Annotated in this window: 25 protein-coding genes and 2 pseudogenes; 6 read left to right on the forward strand and 21 right to left on the reverse strand. The window is 53.5% G+C overall.

Annotated elements, in window-relative coordinates:
• Positions 1 to 2: 2 nt before the first annotated feature.
• The 9 genes and pseudogenes from PCI15_RS23420 to PCI15_RS23460 form a co-directional block, all read right to left on the reverse strand.
• Complete coding sequence (locus PCI15_RS23420) at positions 3 to 716, reverse strand: aminomethyltransferase family protein (protein WP_271272274.1); 714 nt, start codon at positions 714 to 716, stop codon at positions 3 to 5.
• Between the two features lie 21 nt (positions 717 to 737).
• The gene (locus tag PCI15_RS23425) at positions 738 to 2,456 is read right to left on the reverse strand and encodes a glycine cleavage T C-terminal barrel domain-containing protein (RefSeq protein ID WP_376787855.1); all 1,719 of its coding nucleotides are present in this window, start codon (positions 2,454 to 2,456) and stop codon (positions 738 to 740) included.
• Between the two features lie 12 nt (positions 2,457 to 2,468).
• Positions 2,469 to 3,131: pseudogene (locus PCI15_RS23430) on the reverse strand (NAD(P)/FAD-dependent oxidoreductase); the annotation flags it as partial.
• A 249-nt stretch (positions 3,132 to 3,380) separates the two neighbouring features.
• Positions 3,381 to 3,668, reverse strand: a pseudogene (locus PCI15_RS23435) (2Fe-2S iron-sulfur cluster-binding protein); the annotation flags it as partial.
• 2 nt (positions 3,669 to 3,670) lie between these two features.
• Entirely contained in the window at positions 3,671 to 3,964 is a 294-nt protein-coding gene (locus PCI15_RS23440) for a sarcosine oxidase subunit delta (RefSeq protein WP_271272275.1), read from the reverse strand.
• 16 nt (positions 3,965 to 3,980) lie between these two features.
• Positions 3,981 to 5,225, reverse strand: a complete 1,245-nt coding sequence (locus tag PCI15_RS23445; RefSeq protein ID WP_271272276.1) for an FAD-dependent oxidoreductase — start codon at positions 5,223 to 5,225, stop codon at positions 3,981 to 3,983.
• A 194-nt stretch (positions 5,226 to 5,419) separates the two neighbouring features.
• Positions 5,420 to 5,725 (reverse strand): nucleotidyltransferase family protein, encoded by a 306-nt coding sequence (locus PCI15_RS23450; RefSeq protein WP_271272277.1) that lies wholly within the window; start codon positions 5,723 to 5,725, stop codon positions 5,420 to 5,422.
• Positions 5,712 to 6,146 (reverse strand): HI0074 family nucleotidyltransferase substrate-binding subunit, encoded by a 435-nt coding sequence (locus PCI15_RS23455; RefSeq protein ID WP_271272278.1) that lies wholly within the window; start codon positions 6,144 to 6,146, stop codon positions 5,712 to 5,714. Before PCI15_RS23455 ends, PCI15_RS23450 begins: the two co-directional genes overlap by 14 nt.
• A 44-nt stretch (positions 6,147 to 6,190) precedes the next feature.
• A complete protein-coding gene (locus tag PCI15_RS23460) occupies positions 6,191 to 7,450 on the reverse strand; it encodes a DEAD/DEAH box helicase (protein WP_271272279.1) in 1,260 nt (419 codons plus the stop codon).
• Between the two features lie 252 nt (positions 7,451 to 7,702).
• On the opposite strand from PCI15_RS23460, the gene PCI15_RS23465 reads away from it, so the two are divergent.
• The 6 genes from PCI15_RS23465 (at position 7,703) to PCI15_RS23490 (ending at position 16,480) form a co-directional block, all read left to right on the forward strand.
• Entirely contained in the window at positions 7,703 to 8,965 is a 1,263-nt protein-coding gene (locus tag PCI15_RS23465) for an OmpP1/FadL family transporter (protein WP_271272280.1), read from the forward strand.
• Between the two features lie 183 nt (positions 8,966 to 9,148).
• The gene (locus PCI15_RS23470; RefSeq protein ID WP_271272281.1) at positions 9,149 to 10,777 is read left to right on the forward strand and encodes a long-chain-fatty-acid--CoA ligase; all 1,629 of its coding nucleotides are present in this window, start codon (positions 9,149 to 9,151) and stop codon (positions 10,775 to 10,777) included.
• Positions 10,778 to 11,188 carry a MerR family transcriptional regulator gene (locus PCI15_RS23475; protein ID WP_271272282.1) on the forward strand — a complete coding sequence of 137 codons (411 nt, stop codon included), beginning with the start codon at positions 10,778 to 10,780 and terminating at the stop codon, positions 11,186 to 11,188. It abuts the gene before it with no gap.
• A 41-nt stretch (positions 11,189 to 11,229) separates the two neighbouring features.
• On the forward strand, positions 11,230 to 12,354 hold the full coding sequence (locus PCI15_RS23480; RefSeq protein ID WP_271272283.1) for a thiolase family protein: 1,125 nt from the start codon (positions 11,230 to 11,232) through the stop codon (positions 12,352 to 12,354).
• Positions 12,354 to 14,690 (forward strand): 3-hydroxyacyl-CoA dehydrogenase/enoyl-CoA hydratase family protein, encoded by a 2,337-nt coding sequence (locus tag PCI15_RS23485; RefSeq protein ID WP_271272284.1) that lies wholly within the window; start codon positions 12,354 to 12,356, stop codon positions 14,688 to 14,690. The genes PCI15_RS23480 and PCI15_RS23485 overlap by 1 nt, the downstream gene beginning before the upstream one ends.
• 14 nt (positions 14,691 to 14,704) lie before the next feature.
• On the forward strand, positions 14,705 to 16,480 hold the full coding sequence (locus PCI15_RS23490; RefSeq protein WP_271272285.1) for an acyl-CoA dehydrogenase C-terminal domain-containing protein: 1,776 nt from the start codon (positions 14,705 to 14,707) through the stop codon (positions 16,478 to 16,480).
• Between the two features lie 40 nt (positions 16,481 to 16,520).
• Here PCI15_RS23490 and PCI15_RS23495 read toward each other — a convergent pair whose 3' ends face one another.
• From PCI15_RS23495 to PCI15_RS23550, 12 genes are all read right to left on the reverse strand, one after another.
• Entirely contained in the window at positions 16,521 to 17,024 is a 504-nt protein-coding gene (locus PCI15_RS23495) for a VF530 family protein (RefSeq protein WP_271272286.1), read from the reverse strand.
• Between the two features lie 209 nt (positions 17,025 to 17,233).
• A complete protein-coding gene (locus PCI15_RS23500) occupies positions 17,234 to 18,286 on the reverse strand; it encodes a methyltransferase domain-containing protein (RefSeq protein ID WP_271272287.1) in 1,053 nt (350 codons plus the stop codon).
• 134 nt (positions 18,287 to 18,420) lie between these two features.
• Positions 18,421 to 18,864: a hypothetical protein gene (locus PCI15_RS23505; RefSeq protein ID WP_271272288.1), complete on the reverse strand. Its 444-nt coding sequence runs from the start codon at positions 18,862 to 18,864 to the stop codon at positions 18,421 to 18,423.
• Between the two features lie 380 nt (positions 18,865 to 19,244).
• A complete protein-coding gene (locus PCI15_RS23510; protein ID WP_271272289.1) occupies positions 19,245 to 19,670 on the reverse strand; it encodes a F0F1 ATP synthase subunit epsilon in 426 nt (141 codons plus the stop codon).
• A gap of 62 nt (positions 19,671 to 19,732) precedes the next feature.
• The gene (atpD, locus tag PCI15_RS23515) at positions 19,733 to 21,109 is read right to left on the reverse strand and encodes a F0F1 ATP synthase subunit beta (protein ID WP_271272290.1); all 1,377 of its coding nucleotides are present in this window, start codon (positions 21,107 to 21,109) and stop codon (positions 19,733 to 19,735) included.
• Between the two features lie 38 nt (positions 21,110 to 21,147).
• Positions 21,148 to 22,011: a F0F1 ATP synthase subunit gamma gene (gene atpG / locus PCI15_RS23520; RefSeq protein ID WP_271272291.1), complete on the reverse strand. Its 864-nt coding sequence runs from the start codon at positions 22,009 to 22,011 to the stop codon at positions 21,148 to 21,150.
• Between the two features lie 69 nt (positions 22,012 to 22,080).
• Positions 22,081 to 23,625, reverse strand: coding sequence for a F0F1 ATP synthase subunit alpha (gene atpA, locus PCI15_RS23525; RefSeq protein ID WP_271272292.1), 1,545 nt, complete (start codon positions 23,623 to 23,625; stop codon positions 22,081 to 22,083).
• 15 nt (positions 23,626 to 23,640) lie between these two features.
• Positions 23,641 to 24,177, reverse strand: coding sequence for a F0F1 ATP synthase subunit delta (locus PCI15_RS23530; protein ID WP_271274673.1), 537 nt, complete (start codon positions 24,175 to 24,177; stop codon positions 23,641 to 23,643).
• Between the two features lie 12 nt (positions 24,178 to 24,189).
• A complete protein-coding gene (locus PCI15_RS23535) occupies positions 24,190 to 24,660 on the reverse strand; it encodes a F0F1 ATP synthase subunit B (protein ID WP_205657171.1) in 471 nt (156 codons plus the stop codon).
• Between the two features lie 76 nt (positions 24,661 to 24,736).
• Positions 24,737 to 24,964, reverse strand: coding sequence for a F0F1 ATP synthase subunit C (atpE, locus tag PCI15_RS23540; protein WP_205657172.1), 228 nt, complete (start codon positions 24,962 to 24,964; stop codon positions 24,737 to 24,739).
• 67 nt (positions 24,965 to 25,031) lie between these two features.
• Positions 25,032 to 25,853, reverse strand: a complete 822-nt coding sequence (gene atpB, locus PCI15_RS23545) for a F0F1 ATP synthase subunit A (RefSeq protein WP_271272293.1) — start codon at positions 25,851 to 25,853, stop codon at positions 25,032 to 25,034.
• 14 nt (positions 25,854 to 25,867) lie between these two features.
• Positions 25,868 to 26,281 (reverse strand): ATP synthase subunit I, encoded by a 414-nt coding sequence (locus PCI15_RS23550; RefSeq protein ID WP_271272294.1) that lies wholly within the window; start codon positions 26,279 to 26,281, stop codon positions 25,868 to 25,870.
• Between the last annotated feature and the right edge of the window lie 266 nt (positions 26,282 to 26,547).

The following is a 26,547-nucleotide window of genomic DNA, read 5'->3' on the forward strand; positions in this document are numbered from 1 at the left end:
GATCACGCCAGTAGCGCAGCCAGACCTGCCGGCTTGCCACCAAATTCATCCATTGCGTCCTGCAGGCAATCCCACATGAACTCAACTGAACTCACATCACACAGCAGGTGGAAGGCCAGCACGGTGCTGCCATCCGCCAACTGCACATCATCACGGATCAGAATGCTGTTTAACCGGGCTACAGAGGTTTGCGCCACCTGGTGGTTGGCAAACTCTTCCGCGGCAAAATCAATGCCGCAGACCTTAGCCAGCATGTCCCGTAAATGTTCTCCGGTCAGCAACAGCCAGGCGTGGCTGTCGCTGCGTGGCAGTGAATAGCAAGCAGTGTCTGCATCCATTTGCCAGATATTTTCCAGTTGCTGAGGCTTGTCAGCCGTGACCTGTAAATCGCTGAGGATCAGGTGTTCCTGTACCGACAGGCTCGCCACCAGGGAACCGTCCTGCTGACGGGTTGCCCGGTTCGGTGCTGCCGGGATATCAACGCCCTGCTGTGTCAGCCATTGCGGTGCCTGACGGCCCTTAAAACCGCTGCGTGGCAGCATGGAAAGATCCACCATCGCCAGTGATTTCAGCTGCTGAGCATCGTCTGCCGCAAACTGTTTAACCACGGTTGCGCCGTTCAGGCCGGCAAATTCCGCACCGGCTTTCTGTTGCTTACGGTACAGCTGGCTACGGCGTAAACCGCTCTCCGGCGCTGCTGTTACAAATTCATTCATCTCATTTTCCTCGCAGCGGGATTACAGGTTCTGACGGGCAGTGTCAGGGTCATAGAAAGGCAGCGCGACCACCTTGGCCGCTACCGGCGCACCATCAACTTTAATGACGATGTCGCTGCCCGGCTCAGTTTTACCCGGCGGTACATAAGCCATCCCCACCGGCTTACCCAGTGTCGGGGAGTAGTTACAGGAGGTTACCCGGCCGGTCATTCTGTCGCCATCGACCACCAGATGGCTTTCTTCCGGCTGAGGTGCCTTAGGGTCATCAACCACGAAGCCCACCAGTGAACGGTACTGCGGTTCTTTGTTCAGCTCACGGATAATCCGCTGGCCCACAAAGAACGGCTTCTTGTTGGAAACCGCCCAGCCCATCTGTACTTCTTCCGGCGTGGACATAGCGTCGGTATCCTGACCGATAATGATATGGCCTTTTTCCAGACGCAGTACCCGCTGGGCTTCAATGCCGAAGGGCTTAATGCCGTGCGCTTCACCGGCCGCCATCAGGGCATCCCAGAGGGCTTCACCGGCGTGTTGCGGTACGTGTACTTCGTAACCCAGTTCACCGACGAAACCGACGCGGATCACCCGGGCCTGAACACCCGCCACATGGCCTTCACGCACCCCCATGTACGGGAATGCTTCACTGCTCAGGTCGATGTCTTCACACAGTTGGCTCAGGACTTCACGGGCTTTAGGACCGGCAATGTTCACACCGCACCAGGCGGAGGTCACATTGGCAATGTCCACATCCAGACACCACTGAGCGTTCCACTTGAGCATGTTCTGATACACACGGTCGACACCGCCAGTGGTGGCTGTCACGTAGAACAGCTGATCGTGGAAACGGCAGCTTACACCGTCATCAATCACCACCCCGGCTTCATTGGTCATCAAGGCGTAACGGGCACGGCCCAGCGGCTGCTTGGCAAAACCAAAGGTGTATACCCGGTTGAGGAATTCACCGGCATCCGGGCCGCGTACTTCAATGCCGCCTAAAGTAGATACATCCACCAGACCGACATTGTTACGTACGTTGTTTACTTCCGCAGCGATGCAGTTATCACGCTGGTTTACCGGGCCGTAATAGGCCGGACGGAACCAGGCGCCGGCCTGCAGCATCTGCGCACCGGCTTCCAGGTGACGGTGGTGCATATTGGTGTAACGGGCCGGATAGAAGCTGCGGCCTGCCAGATGCCCCAGACGTTCCGGCGCAAACGGCGGCCGCGCCGTGGTAACACCGGTCTGGGCAACACTCTTACCGGTAGCATTCGCGACGATACGGGCAGTGGCCAATGCTGAGTGACGGCCCTGAGAAGGCCCCATGCCACAGGTTGAATAACGCTTCACCAGCTGCACGTGCTCATAGCCGTCGCGGGTGGCATTCACAATGTCTTTAATCTGCAGATCTTCATCGAAATCGACGAACTCTTTCCCCTTCGGATGCGGGAAGATCGGCCAGCTGTAGTTCGGGCTGTTGGCGCTGTCATCAGCAACCGGGGCCGGCTCAGGCATTGCGCTGACGCGCTCAACAGTTTCAGCCAGACGGTTAACCGCAATCGCCGCAGCCCGCTGGGCATCGCCACACACCGCATTCACCGACCAGTTCGCATTCACGGAACCGGCAATCTGGAACGCCTTCGGCAGCTTACTCAGGGTGAACATGGCGGTATCATCGTTGTAGCTTAGCTGACCACCGGCCTGACAAATCAACTGATACGTCGGGGTATAGCCCACCGCCATACACAGCAGGTCACAGGCGAAGGTTTCACCCTTGTCGGCACATGTGCCTTTGCTGATCTGCTGACGAATCTCAACGGCGGATAAGTGCTTCTTATCCGAGCTGGCGTTTGCAGCGTATACCGCATGGTTGCTCAGAATCCGCACGCCACGCTGGCTCACCGCCTGCATCAGTTCGCTTTCCGGTGCAGCATCACGCAGTTCGGCAACGGCTACCACTTCAATGCCGGCATCCAGCATATCCAGTGCAGTGGCATAGCCTTCATCATTACCGGTAACGACTACCGCTTTCTGGCCCGGCTTTACGCCGTAGAGCTTAATCAGACGCTGGATCGCGCTGGACATCATCACGCCCGGCAGATCGTTGTTGTGGAAGACCGCCTGCTGTTCCAGCGAGCCCACACACATGATGGCTTCTTTGGCGCGTACCTTATAAAGGCGTTTTCCCTGAATGACCGGCAACCAGTTATCACCGAAGTAACCGTTACAGACCGCATCCAGTTTCACATCAATGTTAGCGTGGCTTTCAATGTCAGCAATCATCGCCTGACGCAGCGCTTCTGCCTGCGTACCTTCTGCATCCAGACGGCTGTACGCCAGGCTGCCACCCAGTACCGGGTTCTCATCCACCAGCAGCACTTTCGCGCCCTGTTCTGCTGCCTGAATGGCCGCGGTCATCCCCGCAGGGCCGGCACCGACAACCACTAAATCGTAGAAGCTGTACTGCTTGTCGTAATATTCCGGTTCAAAGGTATCGTCTACCACACCCAGACCAGCCGCTTTACGGATTACCGGCGCCCACTTTTCCCAGGCACCGGCCGGCTTGTAAAATGCCTTGTAATAGAAGCCCACCGGCATGAACTTGCTGAACATGCCCAGATGGCGGCTGCTGTCTTTTTCCAGACTGCCGGTAAAGTTCTGACCGGATACATTCAGGCCATCACGGATGGTTTCCCGGTCGGCCAGAACGTTAGGGTCTGATGGCAGCTGAACCAGGGTATTGGCATCCTGACCGGCCATGGTTAACGCACCGCGCGGACGGTGGTACTTAAATGAACGGCTGATCAGCCACTGGCCGTTAGCGGCCAGTGCGCTGGCGATGGTGTCGCCGGCAAAGCCTTTAAATTCGCGGCCGTCAAAAGAGAAGTTAACGGTTTTGCTGCGATCGACCAGCAAACCGCCATTAGCCAGTCGGTTATCGTTATAAACAGGCACAGTTACTCTCCTTCCACAGCGGTAAATTCAACCCGCTGATTAAATACTTCGCTGGCGGGAAACGTTCTGATGATTTCGTCGGTAATGGTGTTACGTTCCGCCAGAAACCAGTACGACGTCGCACTGTGACACCACCATTCGCGGACCACACCCGCGGCGTTTTCGTGGAAGTAAACATGCTCAACCCATTCGCGGCTGTCGCAGCGGTTCGGGTCCGGCATTTCATGCAGCTCACCGCCGTAAATAAATTCGGAGATATTGCGCGGCCCGTTCAGCGGGCAGTTCAGTATTTTCATGACTTTTTTCTCCCGCTTAGTGGCTGGCTGCCGTCGCGCCGGCTTCGTTGATTTGCTGATGACGGTAGAAACGTTCCAGCTCGAACGGCTTGATCAGTTCCGGTGGCTTACCGGTGGCAACCAGCTCCGCCATGGTCTGGCCGCAAATCGGCGTCGCCTTGAAACCCCAGGTGCCCCAACCGGCATCCAGATAGTAATTTTCTACCGGGCTCAGACCCATAATCGGGCTGTAATCCGGGGTCATATCCGTGATACCGGCCCACTGACGCATCAGCCGCGCCTGTGACAGGAACGGGAACAGTTCCAGCGCCGCAGCCGCCAGCGACTCTTTCATATCCAGCGTGGAACGGGTGTTGTACAGCGGATACGGGTCTGAACCGCCACCGATAACAAATTCACCACGGGAGGTCTGATGTACATAGACGTGAACGTGCGGCGAGCTGACGTGTGGGGTCAGCAGCGGCTTGTACGGTTGGGTAACCATCGCCTGTAACGGGAAGCTGTGGACCGGCAGTTTGATACCCGCCATTTTCGCCACTACCGAGCTGGTACCGGCAACCGCCTGTACCACAGAACCACAGTTAATGGTGCCGCGGTTGGTTTTAACCCCGGTGACCTTGCCGTTGCTGATCAGCACATCTTCCACTTCGGTCAGCTGGTGCAGTTCAACACCGCGCTCGCAGGCGCCTTTCATGTAGCCCCATGCCACGGCATCGTGACGGGCAGTGGCACCGTCGGCATGCCACAGGCCTGCCATGATCGGATAACGGCCGTCTTCCGGCATATTCAGGTTCGGCACCAGTTCACGGATAGTCTGACGGTCCACCAGCTCGGAACGCACGCCCAGATGCTGGTTAACCTCGGCTCGCCAGCGGAAGCTGCGCACGGCAGCATCACTGTGCGCCAGGGTAAGCTGACCACGGTTTTCCATCATGATGTTGTAACCGAATTCATTACTCAGATTCTGATACAGCTTCACCGAATCCCGGTAAAAGCTGACACCTTCTTCGGTCAGATAGTTAGAACGGATTACCGCGGTATTCCGGGCAGTGTTACCGCCCCCCAGATACCCTTTATCCAGCACGGCAATGTTAGTCACGCCGTGATACTTGGACAGGTAATACGCACAGGCCGCCCCGTGGCCACCGGCACCGATGATGACCACGTCGTAATGTTTCTTCAGCTCCGTGCTGCTGGGTGTGAAATGGTGCTGTGCCGGATATTCCTTGCTCAGACCATATTTTAATAAGCCAAAAGGCATTATTGCCTCCCTACCGCGGGTATTTTGTTAGGATCTGGCGTGCAAAAACACGCCCTGATCCGTCCAATATCGGCAATAAATCCAGCAGGTGCAACGCCTGGCGGGGATTAGTAGTAATACTAATAATGGTAAAAAGGAGGGCTTATCAGAACAGGGGAATTCTGTGGGTAATTTACGCTTTTGTGCTAAAACAGCTAGCCAGAAGATTCCGGAAATACTTCATAGGATAACAGAATCAGTTGCCGGAACGCCGGATTCAGCTGCTGCCAGTCAAGCACATCAACCTTAACAGGCAGGTCAGACTCTTCAAATGCGTCCTGCAAAGCAAACAATACGGTATCGGCAAGAGGCTGTTCTGTCCGGAGGACTATATCCAGATCAGAATGCGGTTTACAGTCCGGCCGGATTCTGGAACCAAACACCCAAACTTCTGTGCCCGGCACATTAGCGTTCAGGATATCCCTGACCAGCACCTGATACCGTGGCTCAAGGTGTAGCATTTATCACCTGCAAACGCTGCAGAACCTTTGCAGCATCTCCGGCAAACGCGAGTGCGGCATTAAAAACCTGCTCAGCTTTCTGCGGATCATAGGTATGCGACGTAATATTGCGGTAACGCCGGTATTCAAACCAGTCTTCAACGTTTTCGATCAGCCCTCTGACAGCGGCGGTACGCAGTAAGTCACGAAAGGAGTACTGGTCCACTTCTGCCGGGCTGGCGGCATCCTGTTCAAGCTGCCGTTTCAGCATCTTAAACGTCAGTTCATAGGTAAATTCAAAGTTCTGAATAACACCGGCTCTGATAAGACGTTTCTGACTCTCAGATAAACCACTGATAAATGCCTCGTCCCGGGCATCCCCAACCGCAGCCTGCAATGAATCCAGAGCGAGCTCCAGTGCCGTAAGATCCAGTTTTTCCATCGCTCAGACCTCCACTCACATCTTAGCAAATTTACCTGCTGGCATTACTTCCGCTTAGACGGTTTCTTCTTACCGGCACCGGCAGATTTCACAATCTTAGTGCGGGTAACCTTATTGCTGCGGGGCGCTTTACGGGCTTTTTTCAGATACTTTTTCAGGCCTTCGCGCTTACTGACTTCAAAACCGTCCATGTAAACCCGCTTAATGCGGCTGCCAATCAGATGCTCGATATCGTTCAGGGTACGTTCTTCTTCACGGCTGACGAACGAAATTGCCCTGCCCGGCATACCGGCACGGCCGGCACGGCCAACCCGGTGAACATAGTCTTCCGCCAGATACGGCAGGTTAAAGTTAACCACGTGCTCCAGCCCCTGAATGTCCAGACCACGGGCGGCAACCTCAGTCGCAATCAGCACCTGAACCTTGCCGGATTTAAAGTCGGCCAGCGCCCGGCGGCGTGCCCCCTGGCTGATATCTCCGTGGCAGATAACCCCTTTGATGCCATCAACTTTCAGGTCCATTGCCAGGCTGTCAGCCTGCGCCTTAGTACTGGTAAACACCAGCACCTGAAACCAGTTTTCTTCTTTGATCAGTTTGGCAAACAGTTCCGGCTTACGCTGCTCATCGATCTCATACACTACATGGTCGATGGTATCGGCAACCACATTCTGCCTGGCTACCCGGATCACTTCCGGACGCTTCAGCAGCTGTTTGGACAGCTCATTCACTTCCGGAGAAATGGTGGCAGAGAACAACAGACTCTGGCGGCTTTCCGGGGTCTGCTGCAGGATCTTGCTGACATCCGGCAGGAAGCCCATATCCAGCATCCGGTCCGCTTCATCCAGTACCATAAACTCCACCTGCGACAGGTGCAGGTTGCATTCAACCGCATGTTCAATCAGCCGGCCGGGGGTAGCAATCAGCAGATCCACGCCTTTTGCCAGTTTATTCGCCTGTTTGGCCACGGTTGTGCCGCCATACAGGGCCAGCACACTTAATGGCAGATTCTGCGCATAGCGGCCAATGGTATCCGCCAGCTGTTCCGCCAGTTCCCGGGTCGGGGTCAGGATCAGCGCCCGGACATGTCCCGGCAGCAGGTCTTTTGGCCGCTCGGTCATCTGCTGCAGAATGGGCAGTGCAAACGCGGCGGTTTTCCCGGTGCCGGTCTGGGCATTGGCCAGAATGTCCTTACCACGGCGTGCCGGCACAATGGCCTGCTGCTGCACGGGCGTCATATCGGTATAACCGCAGGCATCCAGCGCACTTAACAGATCAGCGGATAAATCGAGAGAGGAGAACTTCATGGCAAAACCTTTTCTGGCGACCGCTCACGGGTCAGCATCGATTAAAATTGTGCCTATTGTAGAGGATTTGGCCGCCATTAGAGACTCTTGCTGCACAAATTTCCCGGAATATCCCTGACAGGGCTGTTCACACCATTAAGATTCTGTAAAGTGACCCGGCGGTTAATTAAAAACAACGTATTACATCCAATAATAAGAACCTGAAAACACCGGTCTGGCGCTTAGCAATACCGGTGCCGTTGCGGAGAATCTATGCTGTTATTCCGTTCTGCTCTTCTGAACTGTGCCCTGATCCAAATCTGTGCCATCGCACTCGGCATCACGTCAGCTCCCCTGATTCAGGCAGCCGGCTTTCAGCTTAAGGAACAAAGTGCCGAAGGTCAGGGCAACTCATTTGCCGGCCAGACCGCCAAGGCACAGGACCCGGGCACCGTCTTTTATAACCCGGCCGGCATGACCCGCCTGCAAGGCCCCCAGATCGAGGTGAATCTGTCCTACATTGCCCCCAGTGCCGACTATAAACACGGCAGCAGCTCAACCGCCGGCACGCCCTTCACCAATACCCGGCAGGACGGTGCAGAGAATGGGCTGATTCCCTCACTGTTTGCGGTATGGGGCGAGTCTGAAGCCGTTAAATTCGGCCTCGCGGTGACAGTTCCCTTTGGCCTGTCCACCCGGTATGACACCAACTGGGTCGGCGCAAATGCCAACATAAAAAGTGAAATAAAAACCCTCAATATCGCCCCGGCGCTGGCATACCGGGTCACTGAAAATCTGTCTCTGGGGGCCAGCCTGCAGTTTAATCAAGTGGAAGGTACCCTGACCCGGCAGGTCACCACCGGTCTGAATACCGCCACGGCGTCTGTGATTGAAGCGGATGACACCGGCTGGGGATACGGGCTGGGCCTGCTCTGGGAATACAGCGATGGCGGCCGCATCGGCCTGAATTACCGCTCACAGATTAAGCATAAACTTGAAGGCACTGTAAAAGTCGTCGGCATCAGCACTCAGAACGCTGACACCCACATTACCCTGCCTGCGATTGCTTCCCTCGGCTGGTATCAGCAACTGGGCAGTCGCTGGGCACTGCTGGCCGACCTGGCCTGGACAGACTGGTCGCAGCTGGATCAGTTAGTCATTAACAACAGCGATACCGGCGCGCACATTTCCACCATCGATTACTTCTGGCAGGACACCATTTTCGCCGCCCTGGGTGCCAACTATCAGTACAGTGACAAACTGCAGCTGAAATTTGGCGTTGCTTATGACGAAGGCGCCGCCAGCGACGCCTACCGCTCCGCCGGCATTCCCGATGCAGACCGTACCTGGGCATCGGTCGGTGCGACCTATCAGCTTACCCCGGCAACCCGCCTGAACATCGGCTACTCACACCTGTTTACCAAAGAGGCCAGCGTCTCTGACAGCCGTACCAGTGCGGCTGTCCCCACCAGCTATTCCGGCAGTTTTGACTCAGAAGTGGATATTCTCAGCCTGGGGCTGGTCATGCAGTTTTAGATTTTTTCAGACACCTCCCGGCCCCTGCTCTCCCGGGGCTGAGTAACGGTTTTACGGTTACTCAGCTCACGTGCTGCAATTGCAAGTGACCTATAGGGAACTACACTTACTTATAGCGCCTGACGCTATAAGTTATGCCGCCGTCACGCGCATCCCACAGGACACAACCCCGGGAGCAGTGACATGAATACTACCGTTATCAGTTACTTTGATCAGGCTGTCAGCCGGTTTCCCGATAACCCCTGTGTCGACTTTCTGGATAAAAAATACAGCTATCGCGAAATTGACGATCTGGTCAGCCGTACCGCCAAAGGTCTGCAACAACTGGGGGTGCGGAAAGGCAGTAAGGTAGGCCTGTGCCTGCCAAATACGCCATATCATCTGATCTGTTATTACGCCATTCTCAAAGCCGGCGGCACCGTGGTGAACTTTAACCCGCTCTATTCACTGTCCGAGATTGCCTATCAGATTGAAGATTCCGGCACTGAGATCATGATCACCCTGAATCTGAAGCAGATTTATCCCAAGGTTCATGCCTGTCTGGAAACCACAGGTTTACAGCGGATCATTGTCTGCGCCATGTCGGACATTCTGCCGCCGGTGAAAAGTGTTCTGTTTCAGGTACTTAAACGCTCAGAAATTGCGGACTTTCCAAAAGATCCGGCGCATATGTCGTTTACCCGGCTGAGTAATACCGACGGTCATTACACGGCTGTTACCCTCGCAGCAGACGATCTGGCCGTACTGCAATACACCGGCGGCACCACCGGCCAGCCCAAGGGCGCCATGCTCAGCCACGGGAACATTGCCGCCAATACCCTGCAGATTCGCCAATGCATCCCCACCGTGGTGGAAGGCGAAGAAAAGATGCTCGGGGTATTACCCTTTTTCCACGTATTCGCCATGACCGTGGTAATGAACTTCGGCATATCCATCGGCGCTGAGCTGATTCTGTTACCCCGCTTTGAACTCAGCCAATTGCTGAAAACCCTGCAAACCAAAGGCGCAACCCTGTTTCCCGGCGTCCCCACCATTTATACCGCCATCAACAATGCGCCCAACCTGAGTAAGCTCGATCTCTCCAGCCTGACCTACTGCATTTCCGGCGGCGCACCGCTGCCGGTGCAAACCAAAACAAGCTTTGAAGAAGCCACCGGCTGCAAACTGGTGGAAGGCTACGGACTGACAGAATGTGGCCCTGTAGCTACAGTGAACCCGTTTGAAGGTACCATCAAAGCCGGCTCCATCGGCCTGCCACTGAACGATACCCGCATCAGTATTCAGGACCCGGCCGAACCGGGTAAAGAAGTACCCCAGGGTGAAAAAGGTGAAATTGTCATCAGCGGCCCCCAGGTCATGCTGGGCTACTGGCAACGGCCGGAAGCCACCGCCAGCACCATCATCAACGGTGGCCTGCACAGTGGCGATATCGGCTATGCCGATGAAGATGGCTACATTTTTCTGGTAGACCGTATCAAAGACCTGATTATCTGTTCTGGCTATAACGTTTATCCGCGGCATATTGAAGATGCCCTGTACTGCCACCCGGGCATAGCCGAAGCCATTGTCATCGGTATCGACGACGAATACCGGGGCCAGGCACCGAAGGCTTTCGTCAAACTGGCGGCGGGCTACGAAGATCTCGATAGCGAGTCCATCAAAACCTTTCTGGATGACCGCTTATCCCGTATTGAAATGCCCAAGGATATCGAGATCCGTGAAGATTTACCCAAGACGATGGTCGGTAAGCTGTCGAAAAAAGAACTGGTTGAAGAGCAGCAGGCCAGAGCCGGTGCAACGGCCCGGGCATAAATGATGAGTAAACCGGCTTTTTATACCGTCCCGGAACTGGCCCGGGAACTGGGCATCACCCCGCGGACGATTCGTTTTTATGAAAGTAAACATTTACTTTCACCGGAACGGGCGGGCAATACGCGGATCTATACAGGTAAGGATAAAGCCCGGTTAAAACTGATTCTGCGGGGCAAACGGCTGGGGTTTTCACTGGCAGATATCAGTGAATTTCTCGACCTGTACGCCACCGATATTCAGCAGACAGAACAGCTGCAACTGTTGTATAAGAAAGTCTGTACCAGAATTGAAGATCTTGAAAATCAACAGGATGCGCTGGTTCAGGTACTTGAAGAACTACGGGAAATTCGCCAGCAGTGCCTGCTGGCCCTCGGCGAAAGCACCGCCCGGACCCGGCGGACTGATCATTAACGGCAAGGTAAACCCATCCACAGGACAGGCAGGAACGCATTATGGAACACGCAGTAATCGCCGGCTATTGCCGCTCACCTTTCGACTTCGCCCATAAAGGCGCACTGGCCGGAGTCCGTCCGGACACACTGGCAGCAAAGGTTATTCGCGGGCTGGTCCGTAACAGCGGCGTTAACCCGACCCGAATCGAAGACCTGCTGTGTGGCTGTGCCTTTCCCGAAGGCGAACAGGGGCTCAACATGGCCCGCATGCTGGTATTTCTCAGCCGCCTGCCGGACTGTATTCCCGGCGCGACAGTAAACCGCTGGTGCGGCTCATCCATGCAAACCCTTCATATGGCCGCTGGCAGCATTGCCATGGGCGCCGGAGAGGTTTTCATCTGCGCCGGGGTTGAGAGCATGAGCCGCATTCCGATGATGGGCTACAACCCTTTACCAAACGCCAAGCTGTATAAAGAAAACGCCCGGATTTACATGAACATGGGGGAAACCGCGGAAGTGGTGGCCGAGCATTACAACATCAGCCGCGACGCCCAGGAAGCCTTTGCCGTCAGCTCCCAGCAGAAGGCCCTGCAAGCTCAGCAACAGGGGCTGCTGGCCGACGAAATAATCCCCCTTGAAGAATTGCAACAGGACGGCTGTATCCGCGGTGACACCAGCACCGAAGGACTTGCCGGCCTGAAACCGGCCTTTGTCAGTGATGGCAGCGTGACGGCCGGAACCAGCTCCCCGCTGACCGACGGCGCGGCCGCGGTACTGGTATGCTCAGAAAGCTATGCCCGGCAGCATAACCTGCCGATGCTGGCACGGATTAAGACCGTCGCCGTGGCCGGCTGTGCGCCAGAGGTGATGGGCATGGGTCCGGTGGCCGCCAGCCAGAAAGCCCTGCAACGGGCGGGCCTGAACAGCAGCGATCTGGATATAGTCGAACTGAACGAAGCCTTTGCCAGCCAGGCACTGGCCTGTATCCGGGAGCTGGAACTTGATCCTGCAAAGATCAATATTCATGGCGGCGCGATCGCACTGGGCCACCCGCTGGGTGCCACCGGCGCCCGGATCGTCGGTAAAGCCGCCAGCCTGCTGCAGCAAAACGGCGGACAATACGCGCTGGCTACTCAGTGTATCGGCGGCGGTCAGGGGATAGCGACACTGCTGGAGGCTATCTGATGAATACCATCAAACAGGTGGCGGTCATCGGCGCCGGTGCCATGGGTGCCGGCATTGCCGCGGTTATTGCCAACGCCGGCGTACCGGTACTCTTATTCGACCGGGCGGATGAACAACAGCCTGACCGCAGCAACATTGCCCGTCAGGCAGTCAGCCGCTTACAGAAAGCAAACCCGGAAGCACTGACCCACCCGCGTAACAGCCGGCTGATTACCCCGCTGAATATTTCTGACGACCTGCCCCGGATCGCCGGGTGCGACTGGATTATCGAGGCAGTCAGTGAACATCTGCCCCTGAAACAAAGCCTCTATCAGCAAATAGACGGGGTACGAAAACCAGGCAGCATCGTGTCTTCGAATACCTCCACCCTGCCTCTGCACTGCCTGATTAAGGGCTTACCGGACAGTTTTGCAGCAGACTTCTGCATTACCCATTTCTTTAACCCACCCCGCTATATGCGCCTGCTGGAAATTGTCGCCGGAGATATCCGCCCGGACGTCATGCAGCAACTGGAACATTTTGCCGATCTGAAGCTGGGCAAAACCGTGATCCACTGCAACGACAGCCCCGGATTCATTGCTAACCGGCTGGGCATTTTCTGGATCTACTGCGCGCTGGTTGAAGCTGTCGACATGGGGCTAAGCATTGAAGAGGCTGACGCTCTGCTCAGCAAGCCCTGCGGGGTGCCGAAAACCGGTGTTTTCGGGCTGATGGATCTGGTGGGAATCGACCTGATGCCCGCCATTGTCGGTGCCATGTGTCAGGCCCTGCCGGAACACGATCCTTTTGTATTGTTGCAGCGGCATTTACCCCTCATTGAAAAGATGATCAGCCAGGGCTATACCGGCCGCAAAGGTAAAGGCGGCTTTTACCGGCTGGACCGCCGCCAGACACCGCCCGTGAAAGAAGCCATTTGCCTGAATAACGGCGAATACAGCCCGGCATTACGGCCAAAGGTTCCCGGCGCAGATACCCGGGTGCATGACCTCCGTGACCTGCTTTCCCGGAATGATAAATATGGCCAGTATCTCTGGCGCGTGATGGCCCAGACCCTCAGCTACGCCGCCAATCTGGTGGGAGAAGTTGCAGAAGATATTACCGCCATCGATGCGGCCATGCGGCTGGGCTATAACTGGCAATACGGCCCCTTCGAACTGATGGACATTCTGGGGACCGGCTGGCTGGCTGAACGGCTGCAGACTGACGGTTTTACATTGCCGCCGATTCTGGCCACCACCGCCCGTCGCCCCCTTTACACCCAACAGGAATATCAGGGGCAAGAGAACCAATTGCACTTCATGGACGTCTACGGCCGTTACCAGCCCCTGCTAAGGCCCGAAGGGGTTCTGTTGCTGGCAGACATCAAACGCCAGCAACGACCGTTATTAAAAAATGCCTCGGCTTCCGTATGGGATATCGGTGACGGTGTCCTCTGCTTTGAATTCACCTCAAAAATGAATTCACTGGACCCGGATATCATGGCCCTGCTGCACCAGAGCATCACTCTGGTTAAACAAAGTTATACCGCACTGGTGATCTGCAACGAAGGCGAAAACTTCTCTGTCGGTGCCAACCTCGGCCTGGCAATGTTTACCGCCAATATTGCCGCCTGGCAGGACATTGAAGCCATGGTCGCCGCCGGCCAGCAAACCTTTAAAGCGCTTAAGTACGCGCCCTTCCCTGTGGTCAGCGCCCCCAGCGGTCTGGCGTTAGGTGGCGGCTGTGAAGTATTGCTGCACAGTGATGCCATTCAGGCCCATATGGAAACCTACACCGGGCTGGTTGAAGTCGGTGTCGGTCTGGTACCCGCCTGGGGAGGCTGTAAAGAAATGCTCGCACGCTGGCAGCAGAAACCCAATTATCCGCAGGGCCCGATGCCTGCGGCATCTAAAGTTTTTGAGCTGATTTCCACCGCGGCGGTGGCCAAATCCGCAGAACAGGCCCGCAGTAACCTGATTCTCCGTCACCCTGATCAGATCACCATGAACCGTGACCGCCTGCTGGCAGACGCCAAAGCCACCGCGCTGCAACTGGCAGAGGGTTATCAGCCACCGCAGCCGCCCCGTTTCAGCCTGCCCGGCACCAGCGGCAGGCTGGCCTTTGAAATGGCCGTTAACGGCTTTGTCCGCAACGGTAAGGCCACCCGTCATGATCAGACAGTCTCACTGCATGTGGCGGACATTATGGCCGGCGGCGATACCGACGTGTTAACTGAACTCAGCGAAGAAGACCTGCTGAATCTGGAACGCAAACATTTCATGCAGATTATCCGCCATCCGGACACACTGGCACGTATCGAACACATGCTGCTGACCGGTAAACCTCTGCGCAACTGATAAAAGGAAAGGTTATGCTGACGTATACGCCCCCGATCCGTGATATGCAGTTTGTGCTGTACGAGCTGCTGGACGGCCTGCAACTCAGCCAGTTAGCAGGCTACGAAGAGGTAAACCGGGAACTGATCGACAGTATTCTGGAAGAAGCCGGCCGGCTCACCGGCGAAGTGCTTCAGCCCCTGAACCACAGTGGCGACGAACAGGGCTGCCGGTTTAACAATGGACAGGTAACCACCCCGGAAGGCTTTAAAGCCGCTTACCGGCAATTCTGTGAAAGCGGCTGGGCGGCACTGGCCTGCGAACCTGAATTCGGCGGCAGCGGCTTACCCAAAACCATTAATACCCTGCTTGAAGAAATGATTTGTTCGGCGAACCTGTCGTTCGGGATTTACCCGGGGCTAAGCTTCGGCGCCTATTCTGCCATCAGCCGTTATGCCAGTGATGACCTGAAACAAACCTACCTGCCAAAACTGGCGGACGGCAGCTGGTCCGGTACCATGTGTCTCACCGAGCCCCAGTGCGGGACCGATCTGGGCTTATGCCGCACCAAAGCGATCCCTCAGCAAGACGGCTCGTATCGGCTGACCGGCACCAAGATTTTCATCTCCGCCGGCGACCATGACCTGACCGACAACATTGTTCATCTGGTGCTGGCCCGCACCCCGGATGCACCGGAGGGCATCAAGGGTATCAGCCTGTTTCTGGTGCCGAAAAAATGTCCGGACGGCGGAAGCCTGACCGATAATCAGGTCAGTTGTGGCGGTATCGAACATAAGATGGGCATTAAGGCTTCATCCACCTGCCAGATTAACTTTGACGATGCCACCGGCTGGCTGATCGGCGATCTGCACAAAGGTATGCGGGCCATGTTCACCATGATGAATCAGGCCCGGCTGGCGGTGGGTATTCAGGGGCTGGGGCTGGCGGAAGCCAGTTATCAGGGAGCACGCAATTACGCCCGCGAACGTCTGCAGGGCCGTGCTCTTTCCGGCGTTAAAGCCCCGGATAAGCCGGCTGATCCCATTATCGTCCACCCGGATGTGCGCCGCATGCTGCTGACCCAGAAGGCTTACACTGAAGGCTGCCGGGCACTGGGCCTGTGGGTAGCGATACAGCTGGATATTTCCCGCAAGCACGGTGACAAAACCGTCCGGCAGGATGCCGATGAATTCGTTCAACTCACCACACCTGTGGTCAAAGCCCTGTTTACCGACCTGGGGTTTGACTGCACAAATATAGGTATGCAGGTTTTAGGAGGTCATGGTTTTATCCGGGAAAACGGCATGGAACAGCTGGTGAGAGATGCCCGGATTGCCCAGATTTACGAAGGTACCAATGGCATTCAGGCACTGGATTTAATCGGCCGGAAAATGCCGCAGAAAGCCGGACGTTACCTGCGGCACTTTTTTCATCCGGTACAGGCGTATCTGGAACAGCACCAAAGCAACAAAACGCTGGCAGAATTTACCGGTCCGCTGAGTAAAGCCTTTGGCCGGTTACAGAAAGCCAGCCAGCATATTGCCCTTACCGGCCTGAAAAACCCTGAAGCGGCAGCGGCAGTTGCCAGCGATTACCTGCGTTTATTCGGTCTGGTAGCGCTTGGATATATGTGGTGCAGGATGGCGGAAACAGCGTTGCAGCACCCGGATGATGACAGTGGCTTTTACAGCGCCAAATTGCATACTGCACGGTTTTTTATACAGAAGCTGCTGCCGCAGAACAGCAGCCTGTTTGCCAGTATTATGGCCGGGGAAAGCAGCATAATGCAGCTGGACAGCGAGCATTTTTAGGCTCGAATACAGCGTTTACGCCGCTTTTATTTACGCGCTTTTATTTACGCCATTTGGCCCAGGGATCATCATCGGTGCCACCGGATGACTCCGATTGCCGACGGGGCCGCTCAGCATCCTGATAGCGCTTTTCAGCAGGTTTACGCCGCGCTTTACCGGGCCGTTTCGGCTTATTGAATTCGGACGCTTTTTTAGCGCTCTTTTCCCGCTGTAATTCAGCATCTTCCAGGCTCAGCTCAGCCGGCGCTCCCGGTTTCTGATGGGCCGGAATTATCCGTTCCCGGGGCGTGACTGAAAACTGCTCTGAGGATACCCGGGGCAAGTTCTTAAATTTATAGAGGTAAAAAAGCTCAACCTTTTCCCGCGCCCACGGGGTCTTCTTTAAAAACTTCTCACTGGACTTAATGCTTGGGTTGGTTTTAAAACAATTGATGTTCAGATACGCGAACAGAATTTCAAAACCGTAATGTTCAACCAGTTCGGTTAACAGCTGGTTCAGTCCCACGCCGTGCAGAGGGTTATTGGTGTAATCGACATCAGTCATGGGCTTTTCCGGGCATTATTGCTGCTCTGACATCAGTGCAGCTCTGTTTATTGATCAGCTTAGACTGCTTTCGGGGCAGGAAATAGCCGTCAGCAATCATCGCGGGCAGGCAGTATAGTCAGATTCAGTGCTGACCACACTCAAAAACAGTCATAATCTGTCGGTTTATCAGGCAACATCCCTGTCGCCACGCATATCAACAAGAGCTATCAGCAACAGCCACCGCCGGCAGCCGGCGCGCTGTCAGTCGCAGCATCATACGGCAGGCTGGAACCGCAGCCTTCAAAAATACCGTAGTGGTTATCCCAGCTGCCAATAAATTCAAAATGTTGCTGTAAACGTGACTCATTAAGCATCCGGTAGGTATTACCACACACAGGGAACACCTTCCCTGTCGCTATCAGATGATGCTTATCCAGCAGGTAATTCGTTTCCTGATCAGCAATGGTGCCCTTATAAATAACGGCCTGACCATAGTCTTCACAGGCCGGTTCCAGTCCATCTATCTTAAACAGCCGGTAAGTGGCAGAGTAAAAACCAATATGGCCAATACGCTTTTCCACCTCTGCGTTATCAATACCCAGCGGGCGGTCTTCCACCAGACGGGGGTCAGCAAAGCCACACTGTTTCGCCAGATTCTGGAAATCGTTCCAGTACAGCGCACCGCTGAGGCATTCACCGTACAGCACCGGATCATTGACCAGTTCCTGCGGCACCCGGCGGTCGGCATAGACATCAGAGAAGTACATCTCCCCGCCCGGCTTCAGCAAACGGTAAGCCTGTTTCAGTACCGCTTCCTTATCCGGTGACAGATTGATCACACAATTGGAAACGATCAGGTCGAAGCTGTTTGCTTCCAGCCCCAGTTCATCCAGTTTTTCGATATAGCCTTTTTTAAATTCAACGTTCGAGGCTTGATAGCCAAAAGCTTCTGCATGGTAATCCAGATGACGGTTAGCAATTTCCAACTGCTCATCGGTCATATCCACCCCGACCACAGAACCGCTTTCACCCACCAGTGCCGCCAGCGTATAGGCATCACGGCCGGAGCCGCTGCCAAGGTCCAGAATCCGCAGGCCCTTAAGCTGCTCAGGCGCGACCAGACCACAGCCGTAATAGTGGCTGCTAACTTCATCATGGATCTTCTTAAGGATGTCTTTAATCGGCTGTGGCGGCGCCTGTAACGTGCAACAGGCATCGGTTTTCAGATCAGCGGAGCCCTGCAGGGTCTTGCCGTAATAGTCCTGAACTTGTTCATGCATGGGGAAGTACTTCTTTGGCGGTTATTTTAAGATCGTTAACTGGGGATCAACCATAGCCATAAGCGCAGGTTGCTGCAACTGAGCGGCCCAATTAACTAAGAGTGATTATTTCTATGCTTACTTCTGCAGGCGAGTCAGGACGTGATACCGCGAACGTTTTTCCGGCGCCCGCGCAAAATTTCAAAGATTCGCAAAGACACGGGAATTTTCAGTTCACTGCCCATCAGGGGAAACAGCATGAAAATAATGCTCATCACAAAGCTATACAGTAAGCCCAGCATGGCGGTAATCATGGTCAGTGAACCGGCGCTGATCACAGGCAGCAAATGCTGACCATCACCGGTTGCAATCACCAGCGCAAATTCCAGCAATCCCACCAGACTGACAATCACCAATGCGCTCACCAGCACATCAAAAAACTTCAGTGCGTAGTCCGCCACAAAGTCGCTACTGTACTGCTTGGCAATGAAGTAGCTGGTCAAGGGAATCAGGATTGCGTAATACGGCAGGGCCAGATACACCAGTAAACATACCAGTGGGATCAGTGTTGCAAAAATCCGTTCAAGCCAGGAAGCCATTGTGTATCCGGTATCTATTCTGTTGTTCTCTGAGGATCAGAGCAATATACCAGACAACTCTCACAAAAACCCAACTTGGGTAGTGACACATCTTCTATCAGCCTGGAATCTGCTGAACCTGTACGTATTGAGAGTCAGTTGCGCCAACGCTTCAGCAAACTATCGCCATGAATTTCAGGCACAAAAAAAGCACCAGAAGGCGCTTTTTTCTAAACAGCTCTTACTAATAGGGTTATTTACCCAGCTTAGTACGAATCTGCTGAACCTGTACTTGTTGAGAGTCAGTTGCGCCAACGCTTCCAGTTATTCTCTTTACAAATCTCAGGCACAAAAAAAGCGCCGTGAAGGCGCTTTTTTCTAAACAGTTCTTACTAAATGGGTTATTTACCCAGCTTAGTACGAATCTGCTGAACGGTACGCAGTTGCGCCACAGCTTCAGCCAGCTGAGCAGTTGCGCGGGAGTAATCCAGCTCGCTGCTCTGATCGACCATAGCTTGTTCGGCATGCTTTTTCGCTTCTTCTGCAGCAGCTTCATTCAGATCGCCGGCACGCAGTGCAGTGTCCGCCAGGACAGTGACTTTGTGTGGCTGAACTTCCAGATAACCGCCGGAAACGTAAAAGATCTCCTGCTCACCACCCTGCTTTTTAAGCTCTACAGGACCTGGTTTCAGTTCCGACAGAAGCGGAGCGTGACCCGGATAAATACCCAGATCACCCAGGCTACCTGTCACTGATACGAATTCAATAAGGCCGGAGAAGATTTCTTCTTCAGCACTTACGATGTCGCAATGAACAGTCATAGCCATGTTTCTTTCCTCTAAGGTTTAGCTAAGGGTCAGCCGGTATTACCCGCCAACCCTGTGAACAATTACATGTTCTTAGCTTTAGCAACCACTTCGTCGATGCCGCCTACCATGTAGAAGGCTTGTTCAGGCAGATCGTCATACTCACCGTTCAGGATACCCTGGAAGCCGCTGATAGTATCTTTCAGAGAAACATACTTACCAGGCGCGCCGGTGAATACTTCAGCTACGAAGAACGGCTGAGACAGGTAACGCTGAATCTTACGCGCACGGTTTACTGTCTGCTTATCTTCTTCAGACAGCTCGTCCATACCCAGGATGGCGATGATGTCTTTCAGCTCTTTATAACGCTGCAGTACGCCCTGAACATTACGCGCTACGTCGTAGTGTTCCTGACCGATTACCAGCGGATCCAGCTGACGGGAAGTAGAATCCAGTGGATCTACCGCAGGGTAGATACCCAGCTCGGCGATCTGACGGGACAGTACTACAGTCGCATCAAGGTGGGAGAAGGTTGTTGCCGGAGACGGGTCAGTCAAGTCATCCGCCGGTACGTATACCGCCTGGATAGATGTGATAGAACCGGTCTTCGTGGAGGTAATACGCTCCTGCAGAACACCCATCTCTTCCGCCAGTGTAGGCTGGTAACCTACTGCAGAAGGCATACGACCCAGCAGTGCAGATACTTCGGTACCTGCCAGGGTGTAACGGTAGATGTTGTCTACGAACAACAGTACGTCACGGCCTTCGTCACGGAATTTCTCAGCCATTGTCAGGCCAGTCAGCGCTACACGCAGACGGTTACCCGGTGGCTCATTCATCTGACCATAAACCAGAGATACTTTATCCAGTACGTTGGATTCTTTCATCTCGTAGTAGAAGTCGTTACCTTCACGGGTACGCTCACCAACACCTGCGAATACTGAGAAACCGGAGTGCTCAATCGCGATGTTACGGATCAGTTCCATCATGTTTACGGTTTTACCTACACCGGCACCACCAAACAGACCAACTTTACCACCCTTGGCGAACGGACAAACCAGATCGATTACCTTGATGCCGGTTTCCAGCAGCTCGTTAGAAGCAGCCTGTTCAGCATAGCTAGGTGCCGGACGGTGAATAGGCATACGCTCTTCTTCACCAATGTCACCGCACTCATCGATTGGGTTACCCAATACATCCATGATACGACCCAGAGTCGCTGTACCTACAGGTACAGAAACTGGCGCACCAGTATTTGCTACTTCCAGACCACGGCTTACACCTTCAGTCTGACCCATAGCGATTGCACGTACGACACCGTCACCCAGCTGCTGCTGTACTTCCAGTGTCAGACCTTTGCTATCAACAGTCAGTGCATCATAGATCTTCGGTACGCTGTCACGTGGGAATTCCACGTCGACTACCGCGCCGATGATCTGAACAATACGTCCGCTACTCATGTTCGGATCCTCTTAACGTTTAAACCTGTTCACTTAGCTTATACAGCTGCAGCACCACTCACGATCTCAGAAATTTCCTGAGTAATCGCGGCCTGACGAGCTTTGTTATATACCATCTGAAGCTCATCAATTAAGTCGCCGGCGTTGTCAGTTGCGTTCTTCATCGCCAGCATACGGGCTGCCTGTTCACAGGCATTGTTCTCAACCACCGCCTGGTACACCAAAGATTCTATGTAACGAACCAGTAAGCCGTTTAACAGCTCTTTTGCATCCGGTTCGTAGATGTAATCCCAGTGATGGTTAAGACGGTCATCATCATCTTCCGCTTTCAGCGGCAGAAGCTGCTCAACTTGTGGTTGCTGTGTCATGGTGTTAACGAATTCGTTAGATACCACGAACAGCTGGTCCAGCGTGCCTTCATCGTAGGCATCCAGCATCACTTTCACTGCACCGATCAGATCGCCCATTTCAGGCTGATCGCCCAGGCCGCTCTTGGCTGCAGTTACGTTTCCGCCGAATGACTTGAAGAAGCTTACCGCCTTGGAACCCAGCGCACAGACGTCTACCTGGACATTCTGTTCACTGAACTCTTTCATTTTGGCGATCGCTGCTTTAAACGCGTTAACGTTCAAGCCACCACAAAGGCCGCGGTCGGTTGCCACAATAATGAAACCGACACGCTTTACTTCGCGCTGTTGCAGATACAGATGCTTGTATTCAGGGTTGGACTTCGCCAGGTGCTGAATTACGCCACGGATACTGCGGGCGTAAGGACGGCTTTCCTGCATGCGGTCCTGAGCTTTACGCATTTTAGATGCAGCAACCATTTCCATGGCGCTGGTAATCTTACGCGTGCTCTGAATACTGCCTATCTGCGTCTTTATCTCTTTTCCGACTGCCATAGTTCCACCTCTTAAACCTTACTTAGTAAAGGCCTGTATAAGTCGCAATACAGGCCTCTCATCGAGTACTTACCAAGTTTGGGTAGATTTGAACTTCTCAATGCCAGCCTTGAACTGAGCTGCGATCTCATCGTTGTAATCGCCGCCGTCATTGATCTTAGCCATCATGTCAGCGTATTCGCTGTTGAAGTAAGAGATCAGTGCCGCTTCGAAGTCGAGGATCTTGTTCAGCGCAATATCGTTCAGGAAGCCTTCGTTTGCAGCGAACAGGCTCAGACCCATCTCCGCTACGGACATCGGGGAGTACTGCTTCTGCTTCATCAGCTCGGTTACACGCTGACCATGCTCTAACTGAGCACGGGTTGCATCGTCCAGGTCAGATGCAAACTGAGCGAATGCCGCCAGTTCACGGTACTGAGCCAGTGCCAGACGTACACCACCACCCAGCTTCTTAACGATCTTAGTCTGAGCAGCACCACCTACACGGGATACAGACAGACCGGCGTTAATCGCAGGACGGATACCGGAGTTGTACAGATCGGTCTCAAGGAAGATCTGACCATCGGTAATGGAGATTACGTTGGTTGGTACGAATGCAGATACGTCACCACCCTGAGTTTCAATGATTGGCAGTGCAGTCAGGGAACCGGTCTGGCCCTTAACTTCGCCGTCAGTGAATTTCTCAACGTAGTCAGCGTTAACGCGCGCAGCACGTTCCAGCAGACGGGAGTGAAGATAGAATACGTCACCCGGATATGCTTCACGACCTGGCGGACGGCGCAACAACAGGGAGATCTGACGGTAAGCCCAGGCTTGTTTAGTCAGGTCATCGTATACGATCAGGGCATCTTCACCGCGGTCACGGTAGTATTCACCCATTGCACAACCGGCATATGGTGCCAGGAACTGCATTGCTGCAGGATCTGATGCACCGGCAGCTACAACGATGGTGTGATCCATCGCGCCGTGCTCTTCCAGCTTACGCACAACGTTAGCAATCGTAGACTGCTTCTGACCTACGGCAACGTAGATACACTTAACGCCAGTGCCTTTCTGGTTAATGATCGCATCGATCGCAATTGCCGTTTTACCAATCTGACGGTCACCGATGATCAGCTCACGCTGACCACGGCCGATTGGCACCATGGCATCGATAGATTTCAGACCAGTCTGTACAGGCTGATCTACTGACTGACGGTCGATTACACCAGGTGCAACCTTTTCTACCGCGTCGGTCAGTGAAGTTTCAATTGGGCCTTTACCGTCGATCGGGTTACCCAGGGCGTCTACTACACGACCCTGCAGTTCCGGACCAACAGGTACTTCCAGGATACGGCCAGTACAACGCGCGGTCATACCTTCAACCAGGTCCTGGTAGTCACCCAGTACTACAGCACCTACAGAATCACGCTCAAGGTTAAGCGCCATGCCGTAGACACCGCCAGGGAATTCAATCATTTCCCCGTACATTACGTCAGCAAGACCGTGAATCAGGATAATACCGTCAGAAACGCTGACGATAGTACCTTCATTACGGGCTTCAGAAGAGACATCAAGTTTCTCGATGCGGCCCTTCAGAATCTCGCTGATCTCAGATGGATTCAGTTGCTGCATGTTTAATCCTCACACTCAGGCGGACAAGGCTTCGGCCAGCTTAGCCAGTCGGGCACGTACGGAGCCGTCGATAACCAGATCATCGGTCCGAACGATTACACCACCGATAATAGACTTATCTACTTCGGAAGTAAGACTCACTTCGCAGCCCAGCTTAGTGCTAAGCGCCTGAGTTAATTTTTGTTGCTGCTGCTCGCCCAGATCAAAGGCAGTTGTTACATTAATATCAACAGATTTCTGCTGATTAGCTTTCAACTGCTCAAACTGCGCTGAGATCTCTGGTAACAAAGCTAAACGCTGATTTTCTGCCAGCAAAAAAATGAAATTTTTTGTCTCGGCAGTCATTTGCTCCTGGCAAACGTCAATCATAGCTTCAGCTTTCTGATCGCTGGTTTGTGCCGGATTACCCAGCACCAGCTGCATTACAGGGTCCTGAGAAACGACGGCAGTTGTTGCCAGCATTTCAGACCACTGATCTAGCATATTCTTATCCAGCGCATGCTCGAAAGCGGCTTTGGTATAAGGTCGAGCGACTGTATTTAATTCAGCCATCATAAACCTCGCTTAAAGCTCAGCAGCCAGTTTTTCAACAAGCTGTGCGTGTGCGCTTTCGTCAACAGATGCTTCCAGAATTTTCTCTGCACCTGCAACAGCCAGAGCTGCTACCTGAGCACGCAGAGCTTCTTTAGCACGGTTAGCTTCCTGTTCGATTTCAGCCTGAGCAGCAGTGATCAGGCGGTCCGCCTCGTCACGTGCCTTATCTTTAGCTTCATCAACAATCTGGCCAGCCCGCTTATTAGCCTGTTCAATGATGGCGGCTGCTTCTTCTTTGCTCTTGCGCATATCGGAAATGGCTTTTTCCTGAGCCAGTTCCAGATCGCGCTGAGCACGGTCAGCAGCGTCCAGACCTTCTGCAATTTTCTTCTTACGTTCAGCCAGCGCGCCGGTAATCGGCGGCCAGACGTATTTCATACAAAATACAACGAAGAAGGCAAATGCAATGATCTGACCAATGATGGTTAGATTGATATTCACGCCATTACTCCTCGCAGTTTTTAACTAATTAAAAGTAGATGTCCCTGGGGACGTTCAAAAACTACTTATACTAGTTTTATACAGCGAACAGCAGGTACATGCCCAGACCAACACCGATCATAGGTACAGCGTCAACCAGACCCATTACGATGAAGAACTGAGAACGCAGCAGAGGAACCAGTTCAGGCTGACGTGCAGCACCTTCCAAGAATTTACCGCCCAGCAGACCGATACCAACAGCAGCACCGATAGCAGACAGACCCATCATCAGAGCAGCAGCCAGATACACCAAAGATTGTTCCATCAGATTTCTCCAATATTAAGTTTTAAGTTTTAAAGTTAATGAAAATAATTTATTCAGTAGCTACGCATTAGTGATGATCATGCGACATGGCCAGGTAGACAATTGTCAGGACCATGAAGATGAACGCCTGCAGCGTAATAACCAGAATGTGGAAGATCGCCCATGGCACGGATAGCAGCCATTGTGCCCAGAACGGCATCAGCGCGATCAGGATAAAGATCATTTCACCGGCGTACATGTTACCGAACAGTCGCAGTGCCAGAGAGATAGGCTTAGCCAACAGACCAACAATCTCCAGGAACAGGTTGAACGGCAGCATCCACTTACCCAGCGGCTGGAACGCCAGCTCACCGAAGAAGCCGCCCAGACCTTTAGCCTTAATGCTGTAATAAATAATCAGACCAAATACCGCAAACGCCATGCCCAGAGTGGCATTCACGTCAGTAGTCGGTACGATTTTCATGTATTCAACGCCCATCTGCTGGAATGCATACGGCACCCAGTCCACCGGCACCAGATCCATCAGGTTCATCAGGAAAATCCAGACGAAAATAGTCAGGGAAAGTGGCGCAATCAGTGCATTTTTGTGATGGAAGATGCTGTTAACATTGTCTTCAACGAACTCAATGATCGTTTCTACAAAGTTTTGCAGATTTCCAGGTACACCGGAAGTTGCTGCGACAGCAACCTTGCGGAACAACCAGATAAAGAATAAACCTAAACCCACAGACCACAACATGGTGTCCACGTGGATAGCCCAGAAGCCCATTTCTGCTGCTTCCTGGCCACCGTGCGCAAAACCCCAACCGTTTTCCGGGTGGTTACCGAAAGTCAGGTTGGTGAGGTGGTGGGTAATATAGGCTGTGGAAGTTAGTTCGCCGCTAGCCATTATTATCTCTCTTGTTAAAGTTTTTGAAATCTTTTATTCAGCCGCAACCGGATGTACAGACCAACCAGGTGCAACCCGATGTAAGTGCTAAATATGGAAAATGGATTCAATTCCTGAATCTTGACGAACACCAGCGCAAACCCAACTGTTGTCATCGTCATTTTCCATATTTGACTTACATATGCCTGGCGCACAACCGCACCGGCATTCTGTTGCTCCGGCGTCGTCCGTAATTTCCAGGCAGCCCAGGTATCTGGCAGCAGATAAATCGCCCCTCCCAGTAGTGCTGAATACCCCGCAACAATACTGTAAGCACATGAAATAAGAGCAATTAATACAGTGCAAATGACTTGAATCAGGAGGATTTTACGGAACTCTTCGAAGGTAGCACGGCCATGAACGCCCAGTTTTGCTGGTTTCTTTTTCATGTCAGTTTGTCACCCTCTTTCCCCTGCTTCGAGGCCTATGCACCAATCTACAGCTTCGAACAGCCTGCGCATTATAGGGACTTAAGCCAGCCGCATCAACACAAGTTACGGGCTTTTCGACCTTTGTAGGGATTTGAATTATTTCCATCTACCCCGGACAGGGTATGGATTATCCGGACAGATTATTTACCGGTATTTTTCCGACACTTTTCTGACCACTGGTTATTTTGCAATCAGAAAAAACAAAACTGAGATAATCTAAAAAC

This window comes from Aliamphritea hakodatensis (assembly GCF_024347195.1).
Classification (GTDB): domain Bacteria; phylum Pseudomonadota; class Gammaproteobacteria; order Pseudomonadales; family Balneatricaceae; genus Amphritea; species Amphritea hakodatensis.

What these genes read in the sequence shown, in the direction of transcription:
- PCI15_RS23460 (WP_271272279.1), bottom strand. Translation starts at nt 7,450, where the DNA reads ATGAAGTTCTCCTCTCTCGATTTATCCGCTGATCTGTTAAGTGCGCTG.
- PCI15_RS23425 (WP_376787855.1), bottom strand. Translation starts at nt 2,456, where the DNA reads ATGGCGGTGGGCTATACCCCGACGTATCAGTTGATTTGTCAGGCCGGT.
- PCI15_RS23500 (WP_271272287.1), bottom strand. Translation starts at nt 18,286, where the DNA reads ATGCATGAACAAGTTCAGGACTATTACGGCAAGACCCTGCAGGGCTCC.
- atpG (WP_271272291.1), bottom strand. Translation starts at nt 22,011, where the DNA reads ATGGCAGTCGGAAAAGAGATAAAGACGCAGATAGGCAGTATTCAGAGC.
- atpD (WP_271272290.1), bottom strand. Translation starts at nt 21,109, where the DNA reads ATGAGTAGCGGACGTATTGTTCAGATCATCGGCGCGGTAGTCGACGTG.
- PCI15_RS23490 (WP_271272285.1), top strand. Translation starts at nt 14,705, where the DNA reads ATGCTGACGTATACGCCCCCGATCCGTGATATGCAGTTTGTGCTGTAC.
- PCI15_RS23470 (WP_271272281.1), top strand. Translation starts at nt 9,149, where the DNA reads ATGAATACTACCGTTATCAGTTACTTTGATCAGGCTGTCAGCCGGTTT.
- PCI15_RS23530 (WP_271274673.1), bottom strand. Translation starts at nt 24,177, where the DNA reads ATGGCTGAATTAAATACAGTCGCTCGACCTTATACCAAAGCCGCTTTC.
- PCI15_RS23420 (WP_271272274.1), bottom strand. Translation starts at nt 716, where the DNA reads ATGAATGAATTTGTAACAGCAGCGCCGGAGAGCGGTTTACGCCGTAGC.
- atpE (WP_205657172.1), bottom strand. Translation starts at nt 24,964, where the DNA reads ATGGAACAATCTTTGGTGTATCTGGCTGCTGCTCTGATGATGGGTCTG.
- PCI15_RS23450 (WP_271272277.1), bottom strand. Translation starts at nt 5,725, where the DNA reads ATGCTACACCTTGAGCCACGGTATCAGGTGCTGGTCAGGGATATCCTG.
- PCI15_RS23445 (WP_271272276.1), bottom strand. Translation starts at nt 5,225, where the DNA reads ATGCCTTTTGGCTTATTAAAATATGGTCTGAGCAAGGAATATCCGGCA.
- PCI15_RS23505 (WP_271272288.1), bottom strand. Translation starts at nt 18,864, where the DNA reads ATGGCTTCCTGGCTTGAACGGATTTTTGCAACACTGATCCCACTGGTA.
- PCI15_RS23485 (WP_271272284.1), top strand. Translation starts at nt 12,354, where the DNA reads ATGAATACCATCAAACAGGTGGCGGTCATCGGCGCCGGTGCCATGGGT.
- atpA (WP_271272292.1), bottom strand. Translation starts at nt 23,625, where the DNA reads ATGCAGCAACTGAATCCATCTGAGATCAGCGAGATTCTGAAGGGCCGC.
- PCI15_RS23550 (WP_271272294.1), bottom strand. Translation starts at nt 26,281, where the DNA reads ATGAAAAAGAAACCAGCAAAACTGGGCGTTCATGGCCGTGCTACCTTC.
- PCI15_RS23465 (WP_271272280.1), top strand. Translation starts at nt 7,703, where the DNA reads ATGCTGTTATTCCGTTCTGCTCTTCTGAACTGTGCCCTGATCCAAATC.
- PCI15_RS23455 (WP_271272278.1), bottom strand. Translation starts at nt 6,146, where the DNA reads ATGGAAAAACTGGATCTTACGGCACTGGAGCTCGCTCTGGATTCATTG.
- PCI15_RS23480 (WP_271272283.1), top strand. Translation starts at nt 11,230, where the DNA reads ATGGAACACGCAGTAATCGCCGGCTATTGCCGCTCACCTTTCGACTTC.
- atpB (WP_271272293.1), bottom strand. Translation starts at nt 25,853, where the DNA reads ATGGCTAGCGGCGAACTAACTTCCACAGCCTATATTACCCACCACCTC.
- PCI15_RS23510 (WP_271272289.1), bottom strand. Translation starts at nt 19,670, where the DNA reads ATGGCTATGACTGTTCATTGCGACATCGTAAGTGCTGAAGAAGAAATC.
- PCI15_RS23495 (WP_271272286.1), bottom strand. Translation starts at nt 17,024, where the DNA reads ATGACTGATGTCGATTACACCAATAACCCTCTGCACGGCGTGGGACTG.
- PCI15_RS23475 (WP_271272282.1), top strand. Translation starts at nt 10,778, where the DNA reads ATGATGAGTAAACCGGCTTTTTATACCGTCCCGGAACTGGCCCGGGAA.
- PCI15_RS23440 (WP_271272275.1), bottom strand. Translation starts at nt 3,964, where the DNA reads ATGAAAATACTGAACTGCCCGCTGAACGGGCCGCGCAATATCTCCGAA.